The organism is Bacillus sp. Nf3 (genome assembly GCF_003028545.1).
GTDB classification, from domain to species: Bacteria; Bacillota; Bacilli; order Bacillales; family Bacillaceae; genus Bacillus; species Bacillus safensis.
Map to the genome: position 1 here is coordinate 1 of NZ_PYUA01000002.1, position 18,907 is coordinate 18,907.

Consider the following 18,907-nt stretch of genomic DNA (forward strand, 5'->3'; position numbering starts at 1 on the left):
TAGAGCAACTGACTTGTAATCAGTAGGTTGGGGGTTCAAGTCCTCTTGCCGGCACCACTTTCATATGGTAAGATAGACAAGTCGCTTTTAAAGCGAGCCATTAGCTCAGTTGGTAGAGCATCTGACTTTTAATCAGAGGGTCGAAGGTTCGAGTCCTTCATGGCTCACCATGTTTCATGCGGGTGTGGCGGAATTGGCAGACGCGCTAGACTTAGGATCTAGTGTCTTTATGACGTGGGGGTTCAAGTCCCTTCACCCGCATTGCCAAATAAAATAAAGAAATCCTGTAATGCGGAAGTAGTTCAGTGGTAGAACACCACCTTGCCAAGGTGGGGGTCGCGGGTTCGAATCCCGTCTTCCGCTTATACCATCCACGCCGGGGTGGTGGAATTGGCAGACACACAGGACTTAAAATCCTGCGGTAGGTGACTACCGTGCCGGTTCAAGTCCGGCCCTCGGCATTATAAATAAGCGCCCGTAGCTCAATTGGATAGAGCGTTTGACTACGGATCAAAAGGTTAGGGGTTCGACTCCTCTCGGGCGCGCCATTAAGATCGGGAAGTAGCTCAGCTTGGTAGAGCACTTGGTTTGGGACCAAGGGGTCGCAGGTTCGAATCCTGTCTTCCCGACCATCTTTTATGGGGCCTTAGCTCAGCTGGGAGAGCGCCTGCCTTGCACGCAGGAGGTCAGCGGTTCGATCCCGCTAGGCTCCACTTTTTAAAAGATTATTTTGATCATGGCGGTGTAGCTCAGCTGGCTAGAGCGTACGGTTCATACCCGTGAGGTCGGGGGTTCGATCCCCTCCGCCGCTATAAAGGACCTTTAGCTCAGTTGGTTAGAGCAGACGGCTCATAACCGTCCGGTCGTAGGTTCGAGTCCTACAAGGTCCACCATCTATACGGAGGAATACCCAAGTCCGGCTGAAGGGATCGGTCTTGAAAACCGACAGGGGTGTCAAAGCCCGCGGGGGTTCGAATCCCTCTTCCTCCGCCATATTTTTTAAAAACCCATATCATCGCGGGGTGGAGCAGTTCGGTAGCTCGTCGGGCTCATAACCCGAAGGTCGCAGGTTCAAATCCTGCCCCCGCAACCAAAATGGTCCGGTAGTTCAGTTGGTTAGAATGCCTGCCTGTCACGCAGGAGGTCGCGGGTTCGAGTCCCGTCCGGACCGCCATTTTTCAAAAGAATACTTGGCTCGGTAGCTCAGTTGGTAGAGCAACGGACTGAAAATCCGTGTGTCGGCGGTTCGATTCCGTCCCGAGCCACTTTTATAACAAAATATTCATAGTATGGCGGTTGTGGCGAAGTGGTTAACGCACCAGATTGTGGCTCTGGCACTCGTGGGTTCGATTCCCATCAATCGCCCCATACATATTTTGCGGGTGTAGTTTAGTGGTAAAACCTCAGCCTTCCAAGCTGATGTCGTGGGTTCGATTCCCATCACCCGCTCCATTTGTATATCTGTTCATGGGCCTGTAGCTCAGCTGGTTAGAGCGCACGCCTGATAAGCGTGAGGTCGGTGGTTCGAGTCCACTCAGGCCCACCATGATCTTCCGCAGTAGCTCAGTGGTAGAGCTATCGGCTGTTAACCGATCGGTCGTAGGTTCGAATCCTACCTGCGGAGCCAAATGGAGAAGTACTCAAGTGGCTGAAGAGGCGCCCCTGCTAAGGGTGTAGGTCGCGTAAGCGGCGCGAGGGTTCAAATCCCTCCTTCTCCGCCATTATTGTATGGCCCGTTGGTCAAGCGGTTAAGACACCGCCCTTTCACGGCGGTAACACGGGTTCGAATCCCGTACGGGTCATTTTTAAAAGAGATCTTGTCAAAGATCTCTTTTTTGTTTTCTTCAAAACGAAAGACCGCTATCATGGCGGTCTTTTTTTACATATTCATGGAATAGATCGTATAAGACAAGTATGTCGCAAAGAAGCCCCATAAGACATAAGGGATCAGTAAAATTGGAACGACTTTGCTTACTTTACGTGAGACGATGACAAGTGCAAGTGCTGTTAGTGCAACGAGCAGGCAGTCGATCGTAGCTACAAACAAATCCTTTTGTGTAAATTGAAAAAAGCTAAAGGCTTGATTGAATACGTAATTTAAAAGGAAAAGAATCCAAAATGGTAAAGTGATTTTTTGGAATCCATATTTTCCATAAATGATCGCTGCGGACAATGAGATGAGTGCAAATAAGACAGCCCACACAGCACCAATTACACCGCCACCAGGTGTCCATTCTGGTTTATTTAATGCGTCATACCATTCTCTGTCGATGGGGAACAAGAATCCGGCAATAGAGAATAGTGCGTATGTAATAAAGAAGACGACAATCGCCCAAATGATACTTTTTCTAGCCATCAAGAATCTCCTCCAATCAAATTCACTCTTAAGGTGATTTCCCAATCATTACATGATATAAACATAAAGCCCCCAATATGAGGGGGACTAATGATTTTCTTCTGTATAAGGTTCTTCCTCGTACGGTTTCAAGTCACCAAATACCGTCATGACACCTTCTTCGTCTAATGCTTCTTCATAGGCCTCGTGTGCTTTGTTCGGATACACCTTGCTTGCTTTTCCTTCAATATCAGCAGCTGCGAATCCTTCGTAGTCCTCCACATAATCTTCATCTTCTGATTGTGTATACACATCATCGTATGTCAGAGGAGGGAATTCCATATCAGACGGGGTATCAGAGTTTCCGTAGCGTTCTACGTCTTGGTAGGCATCCTCTCCGTCGTACGCAGCACTTTCTTCATTTTCAAATTGTCCTGCTGGTGGACTTAATAAATCCTCTTCAATCGGACGGTTTTGTGAAACGGTCTGTTCTTTTGAGTGCTCTGTGCATGTGACAGCAGTAGGCAAGGCTTCTAAACGTTCCTTTGGAATAGGGGCTTTACAGACCTTGCATAGTCCATAAGAGCCGTCTGCAATGGCTTGAAGTGCTTCATCGATGTCTAACATATGTTCATGTTCCAAGCTATTTAAAGCAATATCTTTCCCACGCTCGAACAGCTCTGTCCCTTGATCGCCCGGGTGGTTATCATAGGCAGACAGTTCTCCGACTGAATCGTAAGGAAAGGATACTTTCTGTTCATCGTCATGGCTTTTGGCTTCAAGTTCTTTCTTTTCATCGAGAAGGCGCTGCTTCAAATGATGTAATTCGTCTTTTGACAACAAAGCGATCATCCTTTCATATCAAACATATTGTTAGTATGAGCAATTTTGTATGTTAGACTAGTTCCAATTTGAAGCAATTCCTAATAAAAAAACGCCTGCGGCTGCAGGCGTTCTTTGTTACGCGATATAGTATTGTAAGATCAAAGCGATCGTCAGCAGAAAACCAAAAAATGTATTGGTTTGAGCTGTAGATTTCATGGCATTCATTAATTCAATCGGTTTTTCTTTTTGCTTAAACTCTTTAATGGCTGTATAGGCTTTTGGCACACTGAGTAAAACAAGAAGACTCCAAAGACCGACGATATCTGTAAAGATATAAACAAAAATGAGTACATATGATACCAAAAACATGGAAAGTAAAATGTTCACTGCAGCTTTACGTCCAGCAAGAATGGCAAGTGTTCTTCGTCCATTTTCCTTATCTCCGTCTAAATCACGGATATTGTTCGACAGTAAGATGGCACCAACTAAAATAGAAATTGGTAGTGAGATGAGAACCGCTTTAGACGTCAGAGTGCCTGTTTGGATATAAAAACTTATCAGGATAATCCCTAATCCCATAAAAGCACCTGAAACAAGTTCTCCAAACGGTGTATATGCAATTGGTACAGGGCCGCCAGTATAGAAATAGCCTGCTGCCATACAAATAAGTCCTATTAGTGCAATCCACCAGCTGGACATCATGCAAATATAGACCCCAAGTAATAAAGAAAGTGCAAATAGTGCATAAGCGAGGCTGAGGACTGTCTTTGGCTTCACACCGTTTCTTACAATGGCTCCGCCGATGCCGACAGATTTCTCGTTGTCCAGCCCGCGAACATAATCAAAGTACTCATTAAACATGTTTGTTGCGATTTGGATAAACATAGATGCAAACAGCATGGCTAAAAATAGCCCAACATGTATTTGACCACTTGGAAGTGCTAAAACAGTTCCTAAAGTAACGGGAATAAATGCCGCTGTTAGTGTATGCGGTCGTAGTAAATTCCACCAAATTCGCCAGTTTTTATCAGGCTTTATTGGTGAAAGCTGATCTGATATCGATTGATGCTGCATAAAATATACTCCTTTAAATAAAAAAATACGTACACGTCCAAATTCCAGTTTAGCAAAGTTCAAAAAGGTGTCAATATATTGATGCGATGAATCGGGAAAAAGATGTTTGCTAATCGTTGCCATATTGAAGGGAAGCTTGATTTTAGAACGGTCCTGCCAATTTGCTTTAGATGCTCTCGTTTCAATAAGCAAGAGCGAAAAAATCTTGAAAGCGTGATATAATAAGGATTCGAGGTTTTGAAAGCTGTTTTCTTTACTAAGTTCATCTGTTAAGGTTTATAATAGAAAAGCAGGTCATTCGACATATTCGAATGTTCATGTATTTTTTCATTATGTTTTTATTTTTTATGTAATTCATGGATTTTGGAGGAATGTATCATGGTGACAACAGTGCAAAGTACTTTCCGGCAGGAAGCGCTTGCGACATTAGAAGAAGCGAATAACGTCAACCATGCTGTTTTGATAAGCTACTCCAGAAGAGTTGACGATCTGGATCCTCTTGCCTTTTTCCAAAGCGGCGAAGCGGATTTTTTAGGCGAGCGGTTTTTTTGGTCTGATCCAGAAAGCCAAATGATATTTTCTGGACTTGGCAGAGCGGCCGTCATTAAATCATTTGAGCAAGGCAAGGAACGATTCGATATAGTCCATCAAGAATGGGAACAGCTCAAGCAGCACATGTTCCATTTTCATGATGAGAAGGAGTTAAAGCAAGTGGCTGTTGGTCCGCTTTTATTTGGAGGATTCTCGTTTGATCCGTATGAAGAGAAGGCGCGTCATTGGGAAGCATTTGGCGAGGCTCATTTTTTTGTGCCATCGATCATGCTGACTGTCTCAAAAGAAGGCAGTTTTCTTACGGTCAATGAGTGGAAGCAGGTGGACGGGAATGTTCATCAGCTTATTCAGGAATTAGAACAAAAAGCCTCTCGTTTCGAGACATTGCCAGTTCGGACTGGTGGACAAGTTGAACTTGTTCATGTGGAAGAGCTGGATGTGAAGAAATGGATGAAGGCGATCCAAGAAGCGACAGACCACATTCGTGCAAACGAATATGAAAAGGTTGTTTTAGCAAGAGAAGTCTTGCTTCACTATAAAAATCAAATTGAACTCGCTCCACTATTAGCGGAATTATTAAAGCATCAAACAACGAGTTATGTATTTGCGGTTGAACAGGGAAGACAAGCATTTGTCGGAGCCACGCCGGAACGCTTAGTGAAAAAAAGCGGCGGAGAGGTCTTTTCATCCTGTTTAGCAGGTTCCATTGTTCGCGGAAAAGATGAAGCGGAGGATCACGCATTAGGCGAGGAACTGCTGCATGATGAGAAGAATTTGATTGAACATCAAATTGTCGTCAATATGATTGAGCAAGCATTTGAAGCCAATTGCCTTCACGTGCATAAACCAAATCAACCAAGTCTTTATAAAACAAAAAACATTCAGCATTTGTTTACACCGATTGTGGGAGAAATTAAAAGCAGCTGTTCCCTTTTTTCATTAATTGAGCAGCTCCATCCGACGCCGGCACTAGGCGGATATCCAAAGGAAAAGGCGGTTGAAGTGATTCGTGAAATCGAACCGCTCAAGCGCGGCTGGTATGCAGCGCCGGTAGGCTGGATTGATTCTCAGGATAATGGAGAATTTGCTGTAGCCATTCGGTCAGGTCTTATTGAGGAAGACCGTGTTCGTTTGTTCGCTGGCTGCGGAATTGTAGAGGATTCCCTTGCAAAGCAGGAGTATGAAGAAACACAAGTGAAGTTAAGACCAATGCTGTCTGCTCTTGGAGGTCATCCTATTGAATAATCACATCATGACAACATATATAGGCAGATTGATGGATGAATTCGTCCAAGGTGGTGTGAAAGAGGCAGTTGTCTGTCCTGGTTCTCGTTCAACTCCGCTTGCGATGCTGGCCCTTGCCCATCAAGACATCCATGTTCATGTTTTAGTGGACGAACGGTCTGCTGCTTTTTATGCGCTTGGTCTTGCAAAAGCAAGTCAATCACCAGTGCTGCTTATTTGTACATCAGGTACGGCAGCTGCTAATTTTTATCCAGCCGTTGTAGAGGCGCATTATTCTCGTGTACCTCTTATTGTTTTAACTGCTGATCGGCCGCACGAATTGAGGGAAGTTGGAGCACCTCAAGCGATTGATCAGCAATTCTTATTCGGTAAGTTTGTTAAATGGTTCACAGACTTAGCTTTGCCGGAGGACAGTCAAACGATGCTGCGTTATGTTCAGACGGCAGCTGCGAGAGCAAATCACATGTCGATGCAGGAGCCAAAGGGGCCTGTTCAGGTCAATGTACCTCTGAGAGAGCCATTGCTTCCTGATCTGTCTATTGATCCTTTCGCGCGAAAAGAAGAGGATACGAAAAAGGTATTAGCATCAGGTCAGTCTTTCCCTAATGATCGAGTGATGTCTGAAATCGTGACCGTCATGAATCAATCCAAAAAGGGATTGATTGTGGCTGGTGAACTTCATACACAGGAAGAAAAAGAGGCAGTTTTACGCCTTTCGAAAGCCCTGCATTTACCTATTTTAGCTGACCCACTTTCTCTTTTGCGCAACGGCCATGAAAATGAAGATCTCATTATCGATGCGTATGATTCTTTATTAAAAGATGAAGCATTACAGCAGCATCTATTGCCGGATATGGTCATTCGTTTTGGACCGATGCCAGTATCTAAGCCTTTATTCAAGTGGCTGGAAAAACATGCGGAAGTGAAGCAGATTGTTGTAGATGCTGCCGGAGGTTTCCGTGATCCTGGGTTAAGTGCTTCATACGTTATAGAAAGTCATGTGGCTGCTTTTGTAGAAGCATTATTAAAGCAAGCAGTACAGCGTAAAGAGACAAGTTTCTTAAACCGATGGCAGAATGCTAATTCATCATTTAGAACTCATGCAGCCAGCTATTCAGATGAGGATTTATCCTTTGAAGGGAATGTATATCGTCAGCTTCAGCACCTCTTGCCAAAAGAGAGTGTCCTTTTTATCGGAAATAGTATGCCGATTCGTGATGTAGATACATTTTTTGAAACTCAGTCCAAGCCTTTTCGAATGATGGCGAATCGCGGTGCAAATGGCATTGACGGCGTTGTGTCCACAGCACTTGGCACGTATGCAGCTTTGAAGCAGCCTGTCACTTTAGTCATTGGAGATTTATCATTTTACCATGATATGAACGGACTGCTTGCAGCTAAGTTGATGGACATTCCGCTGACAGTTGTTTTAATAAACAATGATGGGGGAGGTATCTTTTCTTTCCTTCCGCAGGCGTCTGATGAACCGTATTATGAAAAGCTCTTTGGAACGCCGACAGGACTGAATTTTGAGTATGCATCGAAGTTATATGGGGGAACCTATTCGAAACCCGCAACGAAACAAGAGTTGCATGATGTGTATATGGCGCATATCGATGAACCTGGGCTTCATTTAATTGAAATTGAAACAGATCGTCATTCCCGTGTAGACAAGCATCGTCAAATGATGGATGACATATTGGAAGAAGTGAAAAAAGAATGCCTTCTCTCATCATAAGAATGCGTGATGGGGTAGCGTACGAAGTGGTGGATCAGAACCCTTCGGCAGCAAATGCCACACTATGCTTACACGGCTTCACTGGAAGTGCAGCGTCTTGGACGTTCTTGAATGCTTATTTGGAGAACACAAGACTGATTCAGGTCAGCTTGCTCGGACATGGGCGTACAGACTCGCCAGAAAGTGTGAGAAGATATGCGATGTCTCAGCAGCTGGCAGATCTTGCAGAGATTTTAAACCAATTAAAGCTTCACAAAGTGAATATTCTCGGATATTCTATGGGAGGGCGTATTGCTTTATCATTTGCCGCTCGTTATCCAGATCGTGTCAACAAACTGATCCTTGAGAGTACGTCTCCAGGGCTTCACACTTTTAACGAGCGGATGGCAAGACTGAAGCAGGATCATCAGCTTGCTCAAAAAATCAGGCATGAAGGCTTATTGAAGTTTGTGGATTTTTGGGAAAGCATTCCTTTGTTTGCTTCGCAGAAAACTTTATCAGCGGAAAGGCAGACTGAACTGAGAGAGGGAAGACTGAAAGCCAATCCTCTTGGGCTGGCTCGCAGCTTAGAAGGCACTGGAACAGGTTCACAGCCGTCTATTTGGAAGGCATTAAAGCATATTCATTTACCTGTTTTGCTCATTTGCGGAACGCTTGATGAAAAGTTCTGCCATATCGGCAAATGTATGCAGCAGGAGCTGAAGGAAAGTCAATTCATATTGGCTGAGCATGCTGGGCATACAGTTCATGTGGAACAACCACATTTTTTTGGTAAAATAGTAAGTGAGTTTATTTTAGCGCAAGATTAGAGGAGGAAATATTGATGGCTATTGAATGGCAAACTGAGCGTCAGTATGACGAAATTTTATATGAAACGTATAATGGGATCGCAAAGATTACGATTAATCGTCCACACGTACATAACGCGTTTACCCCAAAGACTGTTAGTGAATTAATCGATGCATTTTCACGAGCTCGTGATAATTCAGAAGTTGGTGTGATCGTACTTGCAGGTGCTGGCGGAAAAGCATTCTGTTCTGGTGGAGACCAAAAAGTCCGCGGCCATGGCGGTTATGTAGGAGACGATCAAATTCCACGTCTAAATGTATTAGACTTACAGCGTTTGATTCGTGTCATTCCAAAACCGGTTGTTGCGATGGTTGCAGGTTATGCAATCGGAGGCGGGCACGTTCTCCACATAGTATGTGATCTGACAATTGCAGCAGATAATGCGATTTTTGGACAAACAGGTCCAAAAGTAGGCAGCTTTGATGCCGGTTACGGTTCAGGCTACCTTGCACGTATTGTAGGTCATAAGAAAGCAAGAGAAATCTGGTACTTATGCCGCCAATACAATGCACAAGAAGCGCTTGATATGGGACTTGTTAACACAGTTGTCCCATTAGATCAGCTTGAAGAGGAAACAGTAAAGTGGTGTGAGGAGATGCTAGAAAAGAGCCCGACTGCTTTACGATTCTTGAAGGCTGCATTTAACGCAGATACGGATGGATTAGCTGGAATTCAGCAATTTGCAGGAGATGCGACACTTCTTTATTACACAACAGATGAAGCAAAAGAAGGACGCGATTCCTTTAAGGAAAAACGCAAGCCGGACTTCGGCCAGTTCCCGCGTTTCCCTTGATTCAATGATATTAATGAACAACAGCTTAGTGCATCAGACTAAGCTGTTTTCTTTTACGAAAAGGAGGTGTCTCATGATGAAGCAACCCAATTGGCTGCTGCACCGTGCCTATTTAACACCAGATCGAGTCGCGCTTATTTATCAAGAGAAAGAGTGGACATTTCACGAATTAGCTCAAGAAGCGGACGAACTTTCAAATAGACTTGCACAGGCATCATTGAAAAAAGGGGAAACGGTTGCGCTTTTGATGAACAATCATCCTCACATGGTGATGCTTGTACATGCGTGTTTTTTATTAGGATTAAAAATCGTGCTATTGAATAATAAGCTGACAAAAGCTGAAAGGCGCTATCAGCTAGAAGATGCAAAAGCAGCGGCGTTATTAACGGAATCTATTTATGCAAGCGATCATAAGGGTGATTTACCCGTTTATACAATGGAAACTTTACCTCAACCAGGGAAAGGCCATGAAAAAAAGATCGAGAGCGAATTTGATTTGAATGAAACAGCGACCATCATGTATACATCTGGGACAACAGGACGTCCAAAAGGGGTAGAGCAAACGTTTGGCAATCATTTTCATAGTGCTGTTTCCTCCGCATTGAATTTGGGTCTCAGAGAGGATGACCGCTGGCTCATTGCCCTGCCTCTTTTTCATATTAGCGGATTATCAGCTTTATTTAAGTCCGTGATATATGGAATGACAGTTGTGCTTCATCAGAAGTTTGACGTCGATGAAGTAAAGGATTCTATTGAACGGCATCGTGTGACGATGATTTCTGTTGTGCAGACGATGTTATCTCGTTTATTAAGCAGACTAGAAGAATGTCCGTCTTCTTTGCGTTGTCTTTTATTAGGCGGAGGACCTGCGCCTTATGCGATGCTCCAAGAAAGCAAAGAGAAGGGCTTTCCTGTCTTTCAATCGTACGGTATGACGGAAACCTGTTCACAAATTGTGACGCTTGCACCTGAATTTAGTGTAGAGAAGCTTGGGTCAGCGGGAAAACCTCTTTTTGGGTGTGAACTGAAAATTCAAGATGGTGATCGCATTTGCCGTCCTTTTGAGCATGGCGAAATTATGGTGAAAGGTGCAAATGTGATGAAAGGATACCTTTACCGTGAAGAAGTGACCGCGGCTGCCTTTCATGAGGGCTGGCTGAAGACGGGTGATATTGGCTATGTGGATGAGGAAGGGTTCTTATTTGTGCTTGACCGCCGTTCAGATTTGATTATTTCTGGCGGAGAAAATATTTATCCTGCGGAAATTGAAGCGGTTCTTCTAACACATCCGCATGTAAAGGAAGCCGGAGTAACGGGTATGTATGATGATAGATGGGGAGAGGTACCGGCTGCTTTCCTTGTAACGGATGATAAGATACCGGAGAATGAGCTCTATGCTTTATGTGAGTCGCATTTAGCCAAATATAAATGGCCCGCCGCTTTTCACTTTGTGAACGAGCTGCCAAGAAATGCATCGAATAAATTGCAAAGGCACAGACTCAGATCAAAGGGGTTTTCAAATGATTCAAATTGAACGAGTAATTTTATATCATGTCACGATGAAGCTTAAACAACCATTTACAACAAGTCTTGGAACCATTTCAGAGCGTGAGTTTATTATTGTTGAAGTAAAAGATCAAACAGGATTGACTGGATGGGGAGAGGTATCTGCTTTTTCTTCTCCTTGGTATACAGAAGAAACAATTGAGACTTGCTATCATATGCTGAGGGCTTTCTTTATCCAGAACGTGCTGACGCGCACCTTTACACATCCTTCAGAAATACCTGACAGTCTGTATCAATTTAAAGGCAATAGGATGGCCAAAGCAGGCATTGAAGCGGCTGTTTGGGATATTTATGCGAAGCGTGAGAATAAGTCTTTACGCGATGTATTAGGCGGCACAAAAGATAGAATACCATCTGGTGTTGTGGCGGGGTTAGGCCCTATTGACGATATGCTTGAGCAAATTCAGCAATTTGTTGATCAAGGCTATCAGCGGGTGAAGGTAAAAATTAAACCGGGACAAGATATTGGACTTCTTCAAAAGATAAGAGAGTCTTTTCCTGATCTGCCATTAATGGCAGATGCAAACTCTGCTTATGAATTAAAAGATATTAGCAAGCTCAAGCAGCTCGATGATATTCGCTTATTAATGATTGAACAGCCTCTAGCTGCAGATGATATTGTGGACCATCGCCATTTGCAAAAACATTTAAAAACGCCGATTTGTTTAGATGAAAGTATTTGTTCTTTAGATGATGCCAGAAAAGCTGTAGAGCTTGGCAGCTGTCAAATTATTAATGTGAAGCCTTCACGAGTTGGCGGACTGACAGAGGCTCTTAAAATTCATACGTTCAGTAAGGAGCATCAAATTCCGTTATGGTGCGGGGGCATGATTGAAACAGGTATTTCCCGCGCGCAGAACGTGGCACTTGCTTCACTTCCTCAATTTACAATTCCCGGTGATATTTCAGCTTCGTCAAAATTTTGGGAGCAGGATATCATTTTTCCTGAAATTAAGGTTGAAAATGGATTTATTGAGGTGCCTCGCTCGCCAGGAATGGGCGTAGAAGTTGATTACCAAGCTCTCCGTTCGTTTTCAGATAAAATCGACGTGTTTACAAAACATGATTTTGTGAGATAAAAACGAAGAAACCAACTTTTGCTTATCCAATAGAATGTATGTATAGTAAGGGAAAGTTTTTCCTTCCTGTCTGAACAAAAAGAAAGAGCGGTGACCCGCTCTTTCTTACTCTTCTACCAGCTCGCTGTCATAAGCAAGCTGTCCGATATACTGATGCATTTCATTGGGTATGTTTGCTGCATGTCCATATTCATAATCCCAAAGGTTTAAAAAGGAGTGAGCGGCTTGATGGAATGCGGCTTCATCCGCGTCATGAATTTCGTCAAAAAACGTTTGAAGCAGCCGATCATGTTTCAAATTGAAGCGCCTCCTTTAATGAGACTTAAAGATCTTGTGGTTTAAACGTTTTACAATCCGTTTCTTCACTTTTCTCAGCCGTATTTCCTGTGTGGCTGACGACATAGATTGCATCTGCACCACAGCGGTTTCCAGCATTCCAATAGGAACAGTTATTGACTTCACAAAGGATTTTTTGACTCATACAGATGACCTCCTTTTGAGTATGTCTTTCATCTATAATGTAACCGAAATGAAGCTCGTCCATTCATGTTAATCTTCCTGGCGAATATAGCGCTTATCCTTCATAAATAATTTCCAGAAGAAATAGAACCCAGGAAATAAGATGATAAAACCTACAATATAGGTGATAAATAATGCCCTAAATGTGACAGGGTCTGTAAATCCAGACATGATTGTAATATCTGGATAGGCCATGTAAGGCAAGTGAGCACGCCCGTACACATAGCTTGCTAAGAAATATTGAATGGTAATCGCAATGACGGCAAGGCGTGGTCTCCCTTTCCGATGCTTAAAACGGCTGTTTGGTAAAAATAGAGCTAGTCCTGCTAGCAGGAACATTAGGAGAGATACAAGAAGAATAGGGATGTTCTGCATCATTTTTGTGAACAGCCAATTCGCCTCGCTTCGTAATGTCAGCATGATAAAAAAGGCCATCATGAGTGAAAGTGGACCCGTAATGAGCGCCCCTCTTCTATAAATGCTGTAAGCTTCATCTTCATTAGCTACATTAGAGAAATCAGCTAAAAGCAAAGACGAAAGAAAAAGGGTGCTGAAGATGGCAAAGCCGACAAAAGAATAAACATTTGCACTTGTAAAGACCAGTCCAAGATCTAATGAGTAGACGTTGTTCTCCTGAAAGATAAATCCACCATGGGTAATTGGGAGAACCATGATCAGGATGGACGGAATGATAAAGCCGCTGATCCCTGAAATATAAGTCACCGCTTTTCTGTATTTCTTAGGCAGTGAATGAGAAAACACGAGAAACCCGCTTCGTAGTGCAAGAAGCAATAAGATGATGCTGCCGGGTATTAATAAAACGGTACCAAGTACAAAGGTTGCACCTGGAAACAGGCTGAACAATGCGACAACGATGGCCACAATAAAGACGTTTGTCACTTCCCATGTTGGAGAAAGATACTTATTCGCGATATTAGCTGCCTTTGTTTGTTCTCTATTCATATAAATCATCGACCAAAATCCTGCGCCGAAATCCATTGATGCCATCACTGCATAGATAAAAACGAATCCCCATAAGATGGTGATTGCAATGAGCGCATCAGTTGTAACATCCATTTGCATCAAGATCGCTCCCTTTTTAAGATTCTGTTAACCGTAGGTCTTCTTCAATCGTATGTTTTCTAAAGTAGTACGTCAGCACAATAACAGTTGCTATGCCTAAGATGAGATAGACAATGGCAAAAAGGATAAAAAGTGTCCCGATCGAGCCAGATGATGTGACAACCTCTGAGGTTTTGAGCATTCGATAAATGACCCATGGCTGACGGCCTGTACATGCAAAGATCCAGCCAAATTCAATAGCCAAAAGACTAAGAGGCCCGCCGAATAAGTAAAGAAAAAGAAGCCACTTCGGGAATTTTTCCCGTTTTAAAATTTTACGATAAAGCAGTGCTAATACCGCAAATAGAATGAGCACCGATCCAATAATGACCATGCCGTTAAATAATGTGTGTATAAATAAAGGCGGCCACTCGTCACGGGGAAAATCATTTAAACCTTTGACCACCGTATCGAAGCTATTTCCTGCGAGAAAACTAAGCGCCCAAGGAATTTCGATCGCACCTTTAATTTCCTGCGAATCAGCATCCGTAAAACCACCTATTGCAAGAGGCGCATGTGATTGCGTTTCAAATAAACCTTCAGCTCCAGCCAGCTTTTCAGGCTGATATTCATACAGAAGCTGAGCAGATTCGTGGCCATTTAAGGCTGTGAGAAAAGAGAAAAGTCCTCCTACAATGAGTCCAAGAAAAAGGGCTTTTCGATGAAATGTATAGAGCTTCTCATTTTTTTTAGTTTTGAGCATTTTAAAAGCTGCAACGGAAGCAATGACAAAAGCACCTGTTGTAAAAGCAGACAGCACAACATGTGTAGCAGTCACAGCAAAGCTTGGATTGAAAAAGGCCTTCCAAGGCTCGATGTTTGTGATTTCTCCATTCACCATCTGAAAGCCAGCAGGTGTCCCTTCAAAAGCATGTACGTTTGTAATCAGAATCGCTGATGCAGCTGCACCAATGACGATAAAAATAACCGTAATGATGCGCATTGCATTTGATAGGCGATCCGCTGCGTACACATAAATAGACATAAATAATGCTTCTATAAAGAACGCATAAATTTCAATCTGGAATGGCAGTGACATGACTTTTCCGATAACCTCCATAAAACCTGGCCATAAAAGGGCAAGCTGCGTACCAGCAATAGTACCTGTTGGGATGGCGACCCCTAATAGAACAGCTTGTGCTTTTGTCCATCGCTTGGCCATGATGGCATAATGCGGGTCCTTTGTTTTTTGAAAGATGAGTTCAGCTAACAAAATCATTAGCGGGATGCCAACGCCAAGCGAGGCATAAATAATATGAAAGCCCATGGTTGTGCCGAACAGGCTTCTAGCTAAAACGAGATCAGTCAATTTTTTCTCCGCCTTTCTTATCGCTTCTCTTTTTCATGATGCTTATTATTCTCAACCATTTTTAGATTATTCTTCCTGACTAAGAAAGCTTGTTTTTTGACAAGTTGTATAAGAGGGAGTAGAATATAATTATAAAACGTAATCATTACGTTTTGATAACGAAAGGAGTTTTGACATTGAAAAGAGATATTCATCCAACCTCACATGAAGTTGTATTTATGGACGTAAACAGCGGTTACCGCTTCTTGAGTAAATCAACAAAGACATCAAATGAGACAGTAGAGTGGGAAGATGGGAAAACGTATCCTGTCATTAAAGTAGAAACAAGCTCTGATACGCATCCTTTTTATACAGGACGCCAAAAATTCGGAGAAAAAGGCGGAAGAGCCGAGCTGTTTAAGAAAAAATATCAAATGTAATCAAAAAAGCACGCCTGATAACGGTGTGCTTTTTTACAGCAAAAAACCCCGGCTGATAAAGCCCGGGGTTCAAAACATTAATCATTTAAAGCGGTGTTTAAGGTCTTTAAGTTTTGTTTCATTAAGCTGACGTAGCTTTCGCCATTTTTGGCATCATCTTCAGTAATGGATTCTAGATTTTTAAGGGTTAAGCTTTTTGCCCCAATTTCACTGCGGATCGTATCTGATACTTTGCTGCTGACGTTGTTTTCAAAAATAACGTATTGAATGTGATACTTTTCTGCTTTTTGTACAATGTTTTCGAGCTGCTTTTGTGATGGCTCTTCGGAAGCAGATAATCCTAAAACGCTGATTTGCTCAATGCCATAGCGCTTTTCCCAATAACCATAAGCTGCGTGAGAAACAAGAATTTCTTTATGTTTGGCTTTAGATAACGTTGTTTTGAATTCTTGATCTAGGGATTGTAAATCTTTTTTTAGATTTTCATAGTTTTTTGTGTATTCTTTTTTATGATCTGGATCTAATGAGACGAGTGTGTCTTTAATGTTTTTCGCCATTTGCTGCGCATAAACTGGGTCTAACCATGCATGAGGGTCTTTATCTCCGTGATCGTGCCCGTCATGGTCGTGGTCTTCACCTTCATGATCGTGATCTTCGCCTTCTTCATGTGCATGTTCTTCATTTGTCGATAACAATTTGATGCCTTCGGCTGCTTTGACTGTTTTCACACCTTGGTCTTTTAATGTGGCAGCAGTTTTGTCTGCGAATGCTTCAGCTCCTGTGCCGCTGTAGATAAAGGCATCACCTTCAGCCATTTCAACCATCGTTTTCGAACTTGGTTCAAAACTGTGTGCATCTGCATTGGCAGGATACACGCTCTGAGCATGAACGTGAGAGCCGCCGATTTTTTCAGTGAAATCTTGGATTGGAAAGATCGTGGTGTAAATGATTAGTTTCCCGTCTGCCTTTCCTTTTGAAGCATTAGTGCCCGCACTGCTTGAGCACGCGGCAAGGCCGATTGCGAATAAAGCAGCTGTTAAAATAAAAAAGATTTTTTTCATGTAGAAAATGTCTCCTCTCAAACTAATAGATAGAAATGATTACGATTTAATGTCCTGAGTTATTGTATCGTAATAATTACGATTTGAAAAGAGGAAAATAAAAAATTTTCGTCAGCAGATGTTTCCTCTAAAAAAATAAGCTGCAAAACGTGACGAAATTTCTTACATTGTGCTATATTTATTTTTAAAAAAAGATAAAGGAATGGACAAACGTATGAAACTTTTAGATGAAATCATCGAATATAATCAACAATTTATTGAAGAAAAGAAATACGAAGAATTTACAACAACAAAGTTTCCACAGAAAAAAGCTGTCATTCTATCGTGTATGGATACAAGACTTGTTGAACTGCTTCCGCGTGCAATGAACATGAAAAATGGCGATATTAAGATTGTCAAAAGTGCTGGAGCGCTTGTTTCTCATCCATTTGGAAGTATTATGCGAAGCATTTTAGTTGCTGTTTACGAATTAAATGCTGACGAGGTATATGTCATTGGGCATCATGATTGCGGGATGAGCAAAATTGATAGCCAAACACTTTTAAATAAAGCCGTTGAGCGTGGTATTCCAGAAAAGCGTATTGAAGTACTGGAATACTCAGGAATTGATTTTAAACAGTGGCTCAAAAGCTTTAGTTCAGTTGAAGAGAGCGTGAAGGACAGTGTGTCTGTTGTAAAAAATCACCCGCTTCTTCCATCAGATGTACCTGTACATGGGCTTGTCATTGACCCTGGAACAGGGAAGCTTGACTTAGTTGTCAACGGATATGAAGAAAAGTAAGTTACTTTTCCTTTTTAGGCGGAACAGGATCGATGCCGCCGGGGTGAAGCGGATGACATTTCAAAATTCGCTTTATGGTCAGCCAGCCGCCCTTGATCGCGCCATGCGTTTTGATCGCCTCTAGTCCATAGTTTGAGCATGTTGGATAAAACCGGCAGCTTGGCGGTGTCAGAGGGGAAATACATTTTTGATAAAAGCGTATCATGCCGATAAAAATTTGTTTCATAGAGGTTCCTCCTTGTCTGTCTTCCACAGTATAAGAAAAAAGGACAAGGAAGGAAAGTTTTATAAACTAAACTGGTCGGAGAAATATGTTATAATATAGGAAATTGCAATTATAGGAGTGGTGATTATGCCTTCAGTTGAAAGCTTTGAACTTGATCATAATGCTGTAAAAGCGCCATACGTTCGTCATTGCGGCGTTCATAAAGTGGGATCAGATGGGGAAGTAAATAAATTTGATATTCGTTTTTGTCAGCCTAACAAGCAGGCGATGAAACCTGATACGATTCATACATTAGAGCATTTGCTTGCGTTTAATATTAGAACACACTCAGAGAAATATGATCATTTTGATATTATCGATATTTCTCCAATGGGCTGCCAGACAGGCTACTATTTAGTTGTCAGTGGTGCACCAACTCCAAAAGAAATCGTTGAACTTCTTGATGCAACATTCAAGGATGCAGTTGAAGTAACTGAAATTCCTGCTGCAAACGAAGAGCAATGCGGCCAAGCGAAGCTTCATGATCTTGAAGGAGCAAAACGTTTAATGCGTTTCTGGCTTTCTCAGGATCAAGAAGAGCTTTTAAAAGTATTTGGTTAATAGAATGATGAACCGGACATTTAGATGTCCGGTTTTTTATTTGAATTCCAACAGTGATGTCAAAATAGGGGATATTTGTTAAAATGGACATGTCAGTAAAAGAAGGGGGAAACGCACGATGCGAAAAATGTTGGGAATGATTCTGATGCTCACGTTATTAAGTGCATGTGGAAACTCTGCAGCAAATAGCGGCAAAGGGGAAGTGCCTGAGCTATTAGAAGTAAAGCTTACAGTGCCTGAGCAAGTGGAGAAAAATGAAAGCGTTATAGTAAAAGCAGCTGTCACATACGGTGATACGCCTGTTGATGATGCAGATGATGTTCAATTTGAAGTGTGGAAAGATGGCGACAAGGATAACAGCAAGATGATTCAGCCAAAGAAAGAAAACAAAGGTGTATACGAATTGCACACAGCCTTCAAAAAAGATGGCCTTTATATCATACAAGTCCATGTGACAGCTAAACAGCAGCATAATATGCCGAAAACGAACATCCACGTAGGTGAGGTGAAAAAAGAGAGTTCATCTACTGAAGATGAAGAAACGTCACATCATTAAAAGCGGTTTCATTTTGGATTAGGACGTTGGTTTGGTTCAGCATCTTGTGGTGAATCGACTTTATGCTTATATTCATAAGCCTTCGATGTCGTCCACAATGATAAAAAGACAACGATTGAGATAATGATAAAGCTGATAATCCCAAGTAACAGCATCTAACTCCCTCCTTATTTCCATATTAACATATATTTCATGCAGTCAAAATAGAAGAAATTGACGGCAGGTTTCAGTATAATAAGAAAAGGGTATTCTCATACT

Annotated in this window: 20 protein-coding genes and 19 tRNA genes; 29 read left to right on the forward strand and 10 right to left on the reverse strand. The window is 42.3% G+C overall.

Features of this window, described 5'->3' with window-relative positions; genetic code table 11:
* The first annotated feature begins 94 nt into the window (after window positions 1-94).
* The 19 genes from C9414_RS04670 to C9414_RS04760 all read left to right on the forward strand — a co-directional run bounded on the left by C9414_RS04670 (window position 95) and on the right by C9414_RS04760 (window position 1,802).
* A tRNA-Lys gene (locus C9414_RS04670) sits at window positions 95-170 on the forward strand.
* A gap of 8 nt (window positions 171-178) precedes the next feature.
* Window positions 179-261 (forward strand) — tRNA-Leu (locus tag C9414_RS04675).
* 30 nt (window positions 262-291) lie between these two features.
* Window positions 292-363, forward strand: a tRNA-Gly gene (locus C9414_RS04680).
* A 12-nt stretch (window positions 364-375) separates the two neighbouring features.
* Window positions 376-461, forward strand: a tRNA-Leu gene (locus tag C9414_RS04685).
* A 10-nt stretch (window positions 462-471) separates the two neighbouring features.
* A tRNA-Arg gene (locus tag C9414_RS04690) sits at window positions 472-548 on the forward strand.
* A 7-nt stretch (window positions 549-555) separates the two neighbouring features.
* Window positions 556-632, forward strand: a tRNA-Pro gene (locus tag C9414_RS04695).
* A gap of 8 nt (window positions 633-640) precedes the next feature.
* Window positions 641-713 (forward strand) — tRNA-Ala (locus tag C9414_RS04700).
* 25 nt (window positions 714-738) lie between these two features.
* Window positions 739-812: transfer RNA gene (locus C9414_RS04705), tRNA-Met, on the forward strand.
* A gap of 4 nt (window positions 813-816) precedes the next feature.
* Window positions 817-893, forward strand: a tRNA-Ile gene (locus tag C9414_RS04710).
* Between the two features lie 7 nt (window positions 894-900).
* A tRNA-Ser gene (locus C9414_RS04715) sits at window positions 901-993 on the forward strand.
* A gap of 23 nt (window positions 994-1,016) precedes the next feature.
* A tRNA-Met gene (locus C9414_RS04720) sits at window positions 1,017-1,093 on the forward strand.
* A 4-nt stretch (window positions 1,094-1,097) separates the two neighbouring features.
* Window positions 1,098-1,174 (forward strand) — tRNA-Asp (locus C9414_RS04725).
* 18 nt (window positions 1,175-1,192) lie between these two features.
* Window positions 1,193-1,265 (forward strand) — tRNA-Phe (locus tag C9414_RS04730).
* Between the two features lie 27 nt (window positions 1,266-1,292).
* Window positions 1,293-1,368, forward strand: a tRNA-His gene (locus C9414_RS04735).
* Window positions 1,369-1,378: 10 nt separating this feature from the next.
* Window positions 1,379-1,452, forward strand: a tRNA-Gly gene (locus C9414_RS04740).
* Between the two features lie 17 nt (window positions 1,453-1,469).
* A tRNA-Ile gene (locus C9414_RS04745) sits at window positions 1,470-1,546 on the forward strand.
* A 6-nt stretch (window positions 1,547-1,552) separates the two neighbouring features.
* A tRNA-Asn gene (locus tag C9414_RS04750) sits at window positions 1,553-1,627 on the forward strand.
* A gap of 3 nt (window positions 1,628-1,630) precedes the next feature.
* Window positions 1,631-1,721: transfer RNA gene (locus C9414_RS04755), tRNA-Ser, on the forward strand.
* A 9-nt stretch (window positions 1,722-1,730) separates the two neighbouring features.
* A tRNA-Glu gene (locus C9414_RS04760) sits at window positions 1,731-1,802 on the forward strand.
* Window positions 1,803-1,879: 77 nt separating this feature from the next.
* Here the strand turns inward: C9414_RS04760 and C9414_RS04765 are convergent.
* The 3 genes from C9414_RS04765 to C9414_RS04775 form a co-directional block, all read right to left on the reverse strand.
* Complete coding sequence (locus C9414_RS04765; protein ID WP_107163177.1) at window positions 1,880-2,356, reverse strand: TspO/MBR family protein; 477 nt, start codon at window positions 2,354-2,356, stop codon at window positions 1,880-1,882.
* 87 nt (window positions 2,357-2,443) lie between these two features.
* Complete coding sequence (locus C9414_RS04770) at window positions 2,444-3,178, reverse strand: TraR/DksA C4-type zinc finger protein (RefSeq protein ID WP_058838175.1); 735 nt, start codon at window positions 3,176-3,178, stop codon at window positions 2,444-2,446.
* 117 nt (window positions 3,179-3,295) lie between these two features.
* On the reverse strand, window positions 3,296-4,234 hold the full coding sequence (locus C9414_RS04775) for a 1,4-dihydroxy-2-naphthoate polyprenyltransferase (protein WP_024424940.1): 939 nt from the start codon (window positions 4,232-4,234) through the stop codon (window positions 3,296-3,298).
* 378 nt (window positions 4,235-4,612) lie between these two features.
* Here C9414_RS04775 and C9414_RS04780 point away from each other — a divergent pair, with 378 nt between their 5' ends.
* From C9414_RS04780 to menC, 6 genes are all read left to right on the forward strand, one after another.
* Window positions 4,613-6,031: an isochorismate synthase gene (locus C9414_RS04780; RefSeq protein WP_107163178.1), complete on the forward strand. Its 1,419-nt coding sequence runs from the start codon at window positions 4,613-4,615 to the stop codon at window positions 6,029-6,031.
* The gene (gene menD, locus C9414_RS04785) at window positions 6,024-7,769 is read left to right on the forward strand and encodes a 2-succinyl-5-enolpyruvyl-6-hydroxy-3-cyclohexene-1-carboxylic-acid synthase (protein WP_107163179.1); all 1,746 of its coding nucleotides are present in this window, start codon (window positions 6,024-6,026) and stop codon (window positions 7,767-7,769) included. Before C9414_RS04780 ends, menD begins: the two co-directional genes overlap by 8 nt.
* Complete coding sequence (gene menH, locus C9414_RS04790) at window positions 7,751-8,578, forward strand: 2-succinyl-6-hydroxy-2,4-cyclohexadiene-1-carboxylate synthase (protein ID WP_107163180.1); 828 nt, start codon at window positions 7,751-7,753, stop codon at window positions 8,576-8,578. The genes menD and menH overlap by 19 nt, the downstream gene beginning before the upstream one ends.
* Before the next feature lie 14 nt (window positions 8,579-8,592).
* Window positions 8,593-9,411, forward strand: a complete 819-nt coding sequence (gene menB / locus C9414_RS04795) for a 1,4-dihydroxy-2-naphthoyl-CoA synthase (RefSeq protein WP_039180914.1) — start codon at window positions 8,593-8,595, stop codon at window positions 9,409-9,411.
* A gap of 73 nt (window positions 9,412-9,484) precedes the next feature.
* Window positions 9,485-10,945, forward strand: coding sequence for an o-succinylbenzoate--CoA ligase (locus C9414_RS04800; protein WP_107163181.1), 1,461 nt, complete (start codon window positions 9,485-9,487; stop codon window positions 10,943-10,945).
* Window positions 10,932-12,056, forward strand: coding sequence for an o-succinylbenzoate synthase (menC, locus tag C9414_RS04805; RefSeq protein ID WP_107163182.1), 1,125 nt, complete (start codon window positions 10,932-10,934; stop codon window positions 12,054-12,056). Before C9414_RS04800 ends, menC begins: the two co-directional genes overlap by 14 nt.
* A gap of 105 nt (window positions 12,057-12,161) precedes the next feature.
* Here menC and C9414_RS04810 read toward each other — a convergent pair whose 3' ends face one another.
* The 4 genes from C9414_RS04810 to C9414_RS04825 all read right to left on the reverse strand — a co-directional run bounded on the left by C9414_RS04810 (window position 12,162) and on the right by C9414_RS04825 (window position 15,006).
* Entirely contained in the window at window positions 12,162-12,353 is a 192-nt protein-coding gene (locus C9414_RS04810) for a hypothetical protein (protein ID WP_107163183.1), read from the reverse strand.
* 25 nt (window positions 12,354-12,378) lie between these two features.
* Window positions 12,379-12,537 carry a DUF1540 domain-containing protein gene (locus C9414_RS04815; RefSeq protein ID WP_008360682.1) on the reverse strand — a complete coding sequence of 53 codons (159 nt, stop codon included), beginning with the start codon at window positions 12,535-12,537 and terminating at the stop codon, window positions 12,379-12,381.
* A gap of 68 nt (window positions 12,538-12,605) precedes the next feature.
* A complete protein-coding gene (locus tag C9414_RS04820; RefSeq protein ID WP_169510868.1) occupies window positions 12,606-13,652 on the reverse strand; it encodes a cytochrome d ubiquinol oxidase subunit II in 1,047 nt (348 codons plus the stop codon).
* 22 nt (window positions 13,653-13,674) lie between these two features.
* Window positions 13,675-15,006 (reverse strand): cytochrome ubiquinol oxidase subunit I, encoded by a 1,332-nt coding sequence (locus C9414_RS04825; protein WP_047203537.1) that lies wholly within the window; start codon window positions 15,004-15,006, stop codon window positions 13,675-13,677.
* Between the two features lie 176 nt (window positions 15,007-15,182).
* On the opposite strand from C9414_RS04825, the gene C9414_RS04835 reads away from it, so the two are divergent.
* A complete protein-coding gene (locus C9414_RS04835; protein WP_034665302.1) occupies window positions 15,183-15,425 on the forward strand; it encodes a type B 50S ribosomal protein L31 in 243 nt (80 codons plus the stop codon).
* A gap of 77 nt (window positions 15,426-15,502) precedes the next feature.
* Here the strand turns inward: C9414_RS04835 and C9414_RS04840 are convergent, their stop codons facing one another.
* Complete coding sequence (locus C9414_RS04840; protein WP_107163184.1) at window positions 15,503-16,486, reverse strand: metal ABC transporter solute-binding protein, Zn/Mn family; 984 nt, start codon at window positions 16,484-16,486, stop codon at window positions 15,503-15,505.
* A 214-nt stretch (window positions 16,487-16,700) separates the two neighbouring features.
* Between C9414_RS04840 and C9414_RS04845 the strand changes: the two genes are divergently transcribed.
* Window positions 16,701-17,267, forward strand: a complete 567-nt coding sequence (locus tag C9414_RS04845) for a beta-class carbonic anhydrase (protein ID WP_024424929.1) — start codon at window positions 16,701-16,703, stop codon at window positions 17,265-17,267.
* Window position 17,268: 1 nt separating this feature from the next.
* On the opposite strand, the gene yidD is transcribed toward C9414_RS04845, so the two are convergent.
* Complete coding sequence (gene yidD, locus C9414_RS04850; RefSeq protein ID WP_041107381.1) at window positions 17,269-17,493, reverse strand: membrane protein insertion efficiency factor YidD; 225 nt, start codon at window positions 17,491-17,493, stop codon at window positions 17,269-17,271.
* A 126-nt stretch (window positions 17,494-17,619) separates the two neighbouring features.
* Here yidD and C9414_RS04855 point away from each other — a divergent pair, with 126 nt between their 5' ends.
* A complete protein-coding gene (locus C9414_RS04855; protein ID WP_003217624.1) occupies window positions 17,620-18,093 on the forward strand; it encodes an S-ribosylhomocysteine lyase in 474 nt (157 codons plus the stop codon).
* A 118-nt stretch (window positions 18,094-18,211) separates the two neighbouring features.
* Window positions 18,212-18,649: a FixH family protein gene (locus C9414_RS04860; protein WP_107163185.1), complete on the forward strand. Its 438-nt coding sequence runs from the start codon at window positions 18,212-18,214 to the stop codon at window positions 18,647-18,649.
* A gap of 8 nt (window positions 18,650-18,657) precedes the next feature.
* Here the strand turns inward: C9414_RS04860 and ytzI are convergent, their stop codons facing one another.
* The gene (gene ytzI / locus C9414_RS04865; RefSeq protein ID WP_003217544.1) at window positions 18,658-18,804 is read right to left on the reverse strand and encodes a YtzI protein; all 147 of its coding nucleotides are present in this window, start codon (window positions 18,802-18,804) and stop codon (window positions 18,658-18,660) included.
* Window positions 18,805-18,907 lie beyond the last annotated feature (103 nt).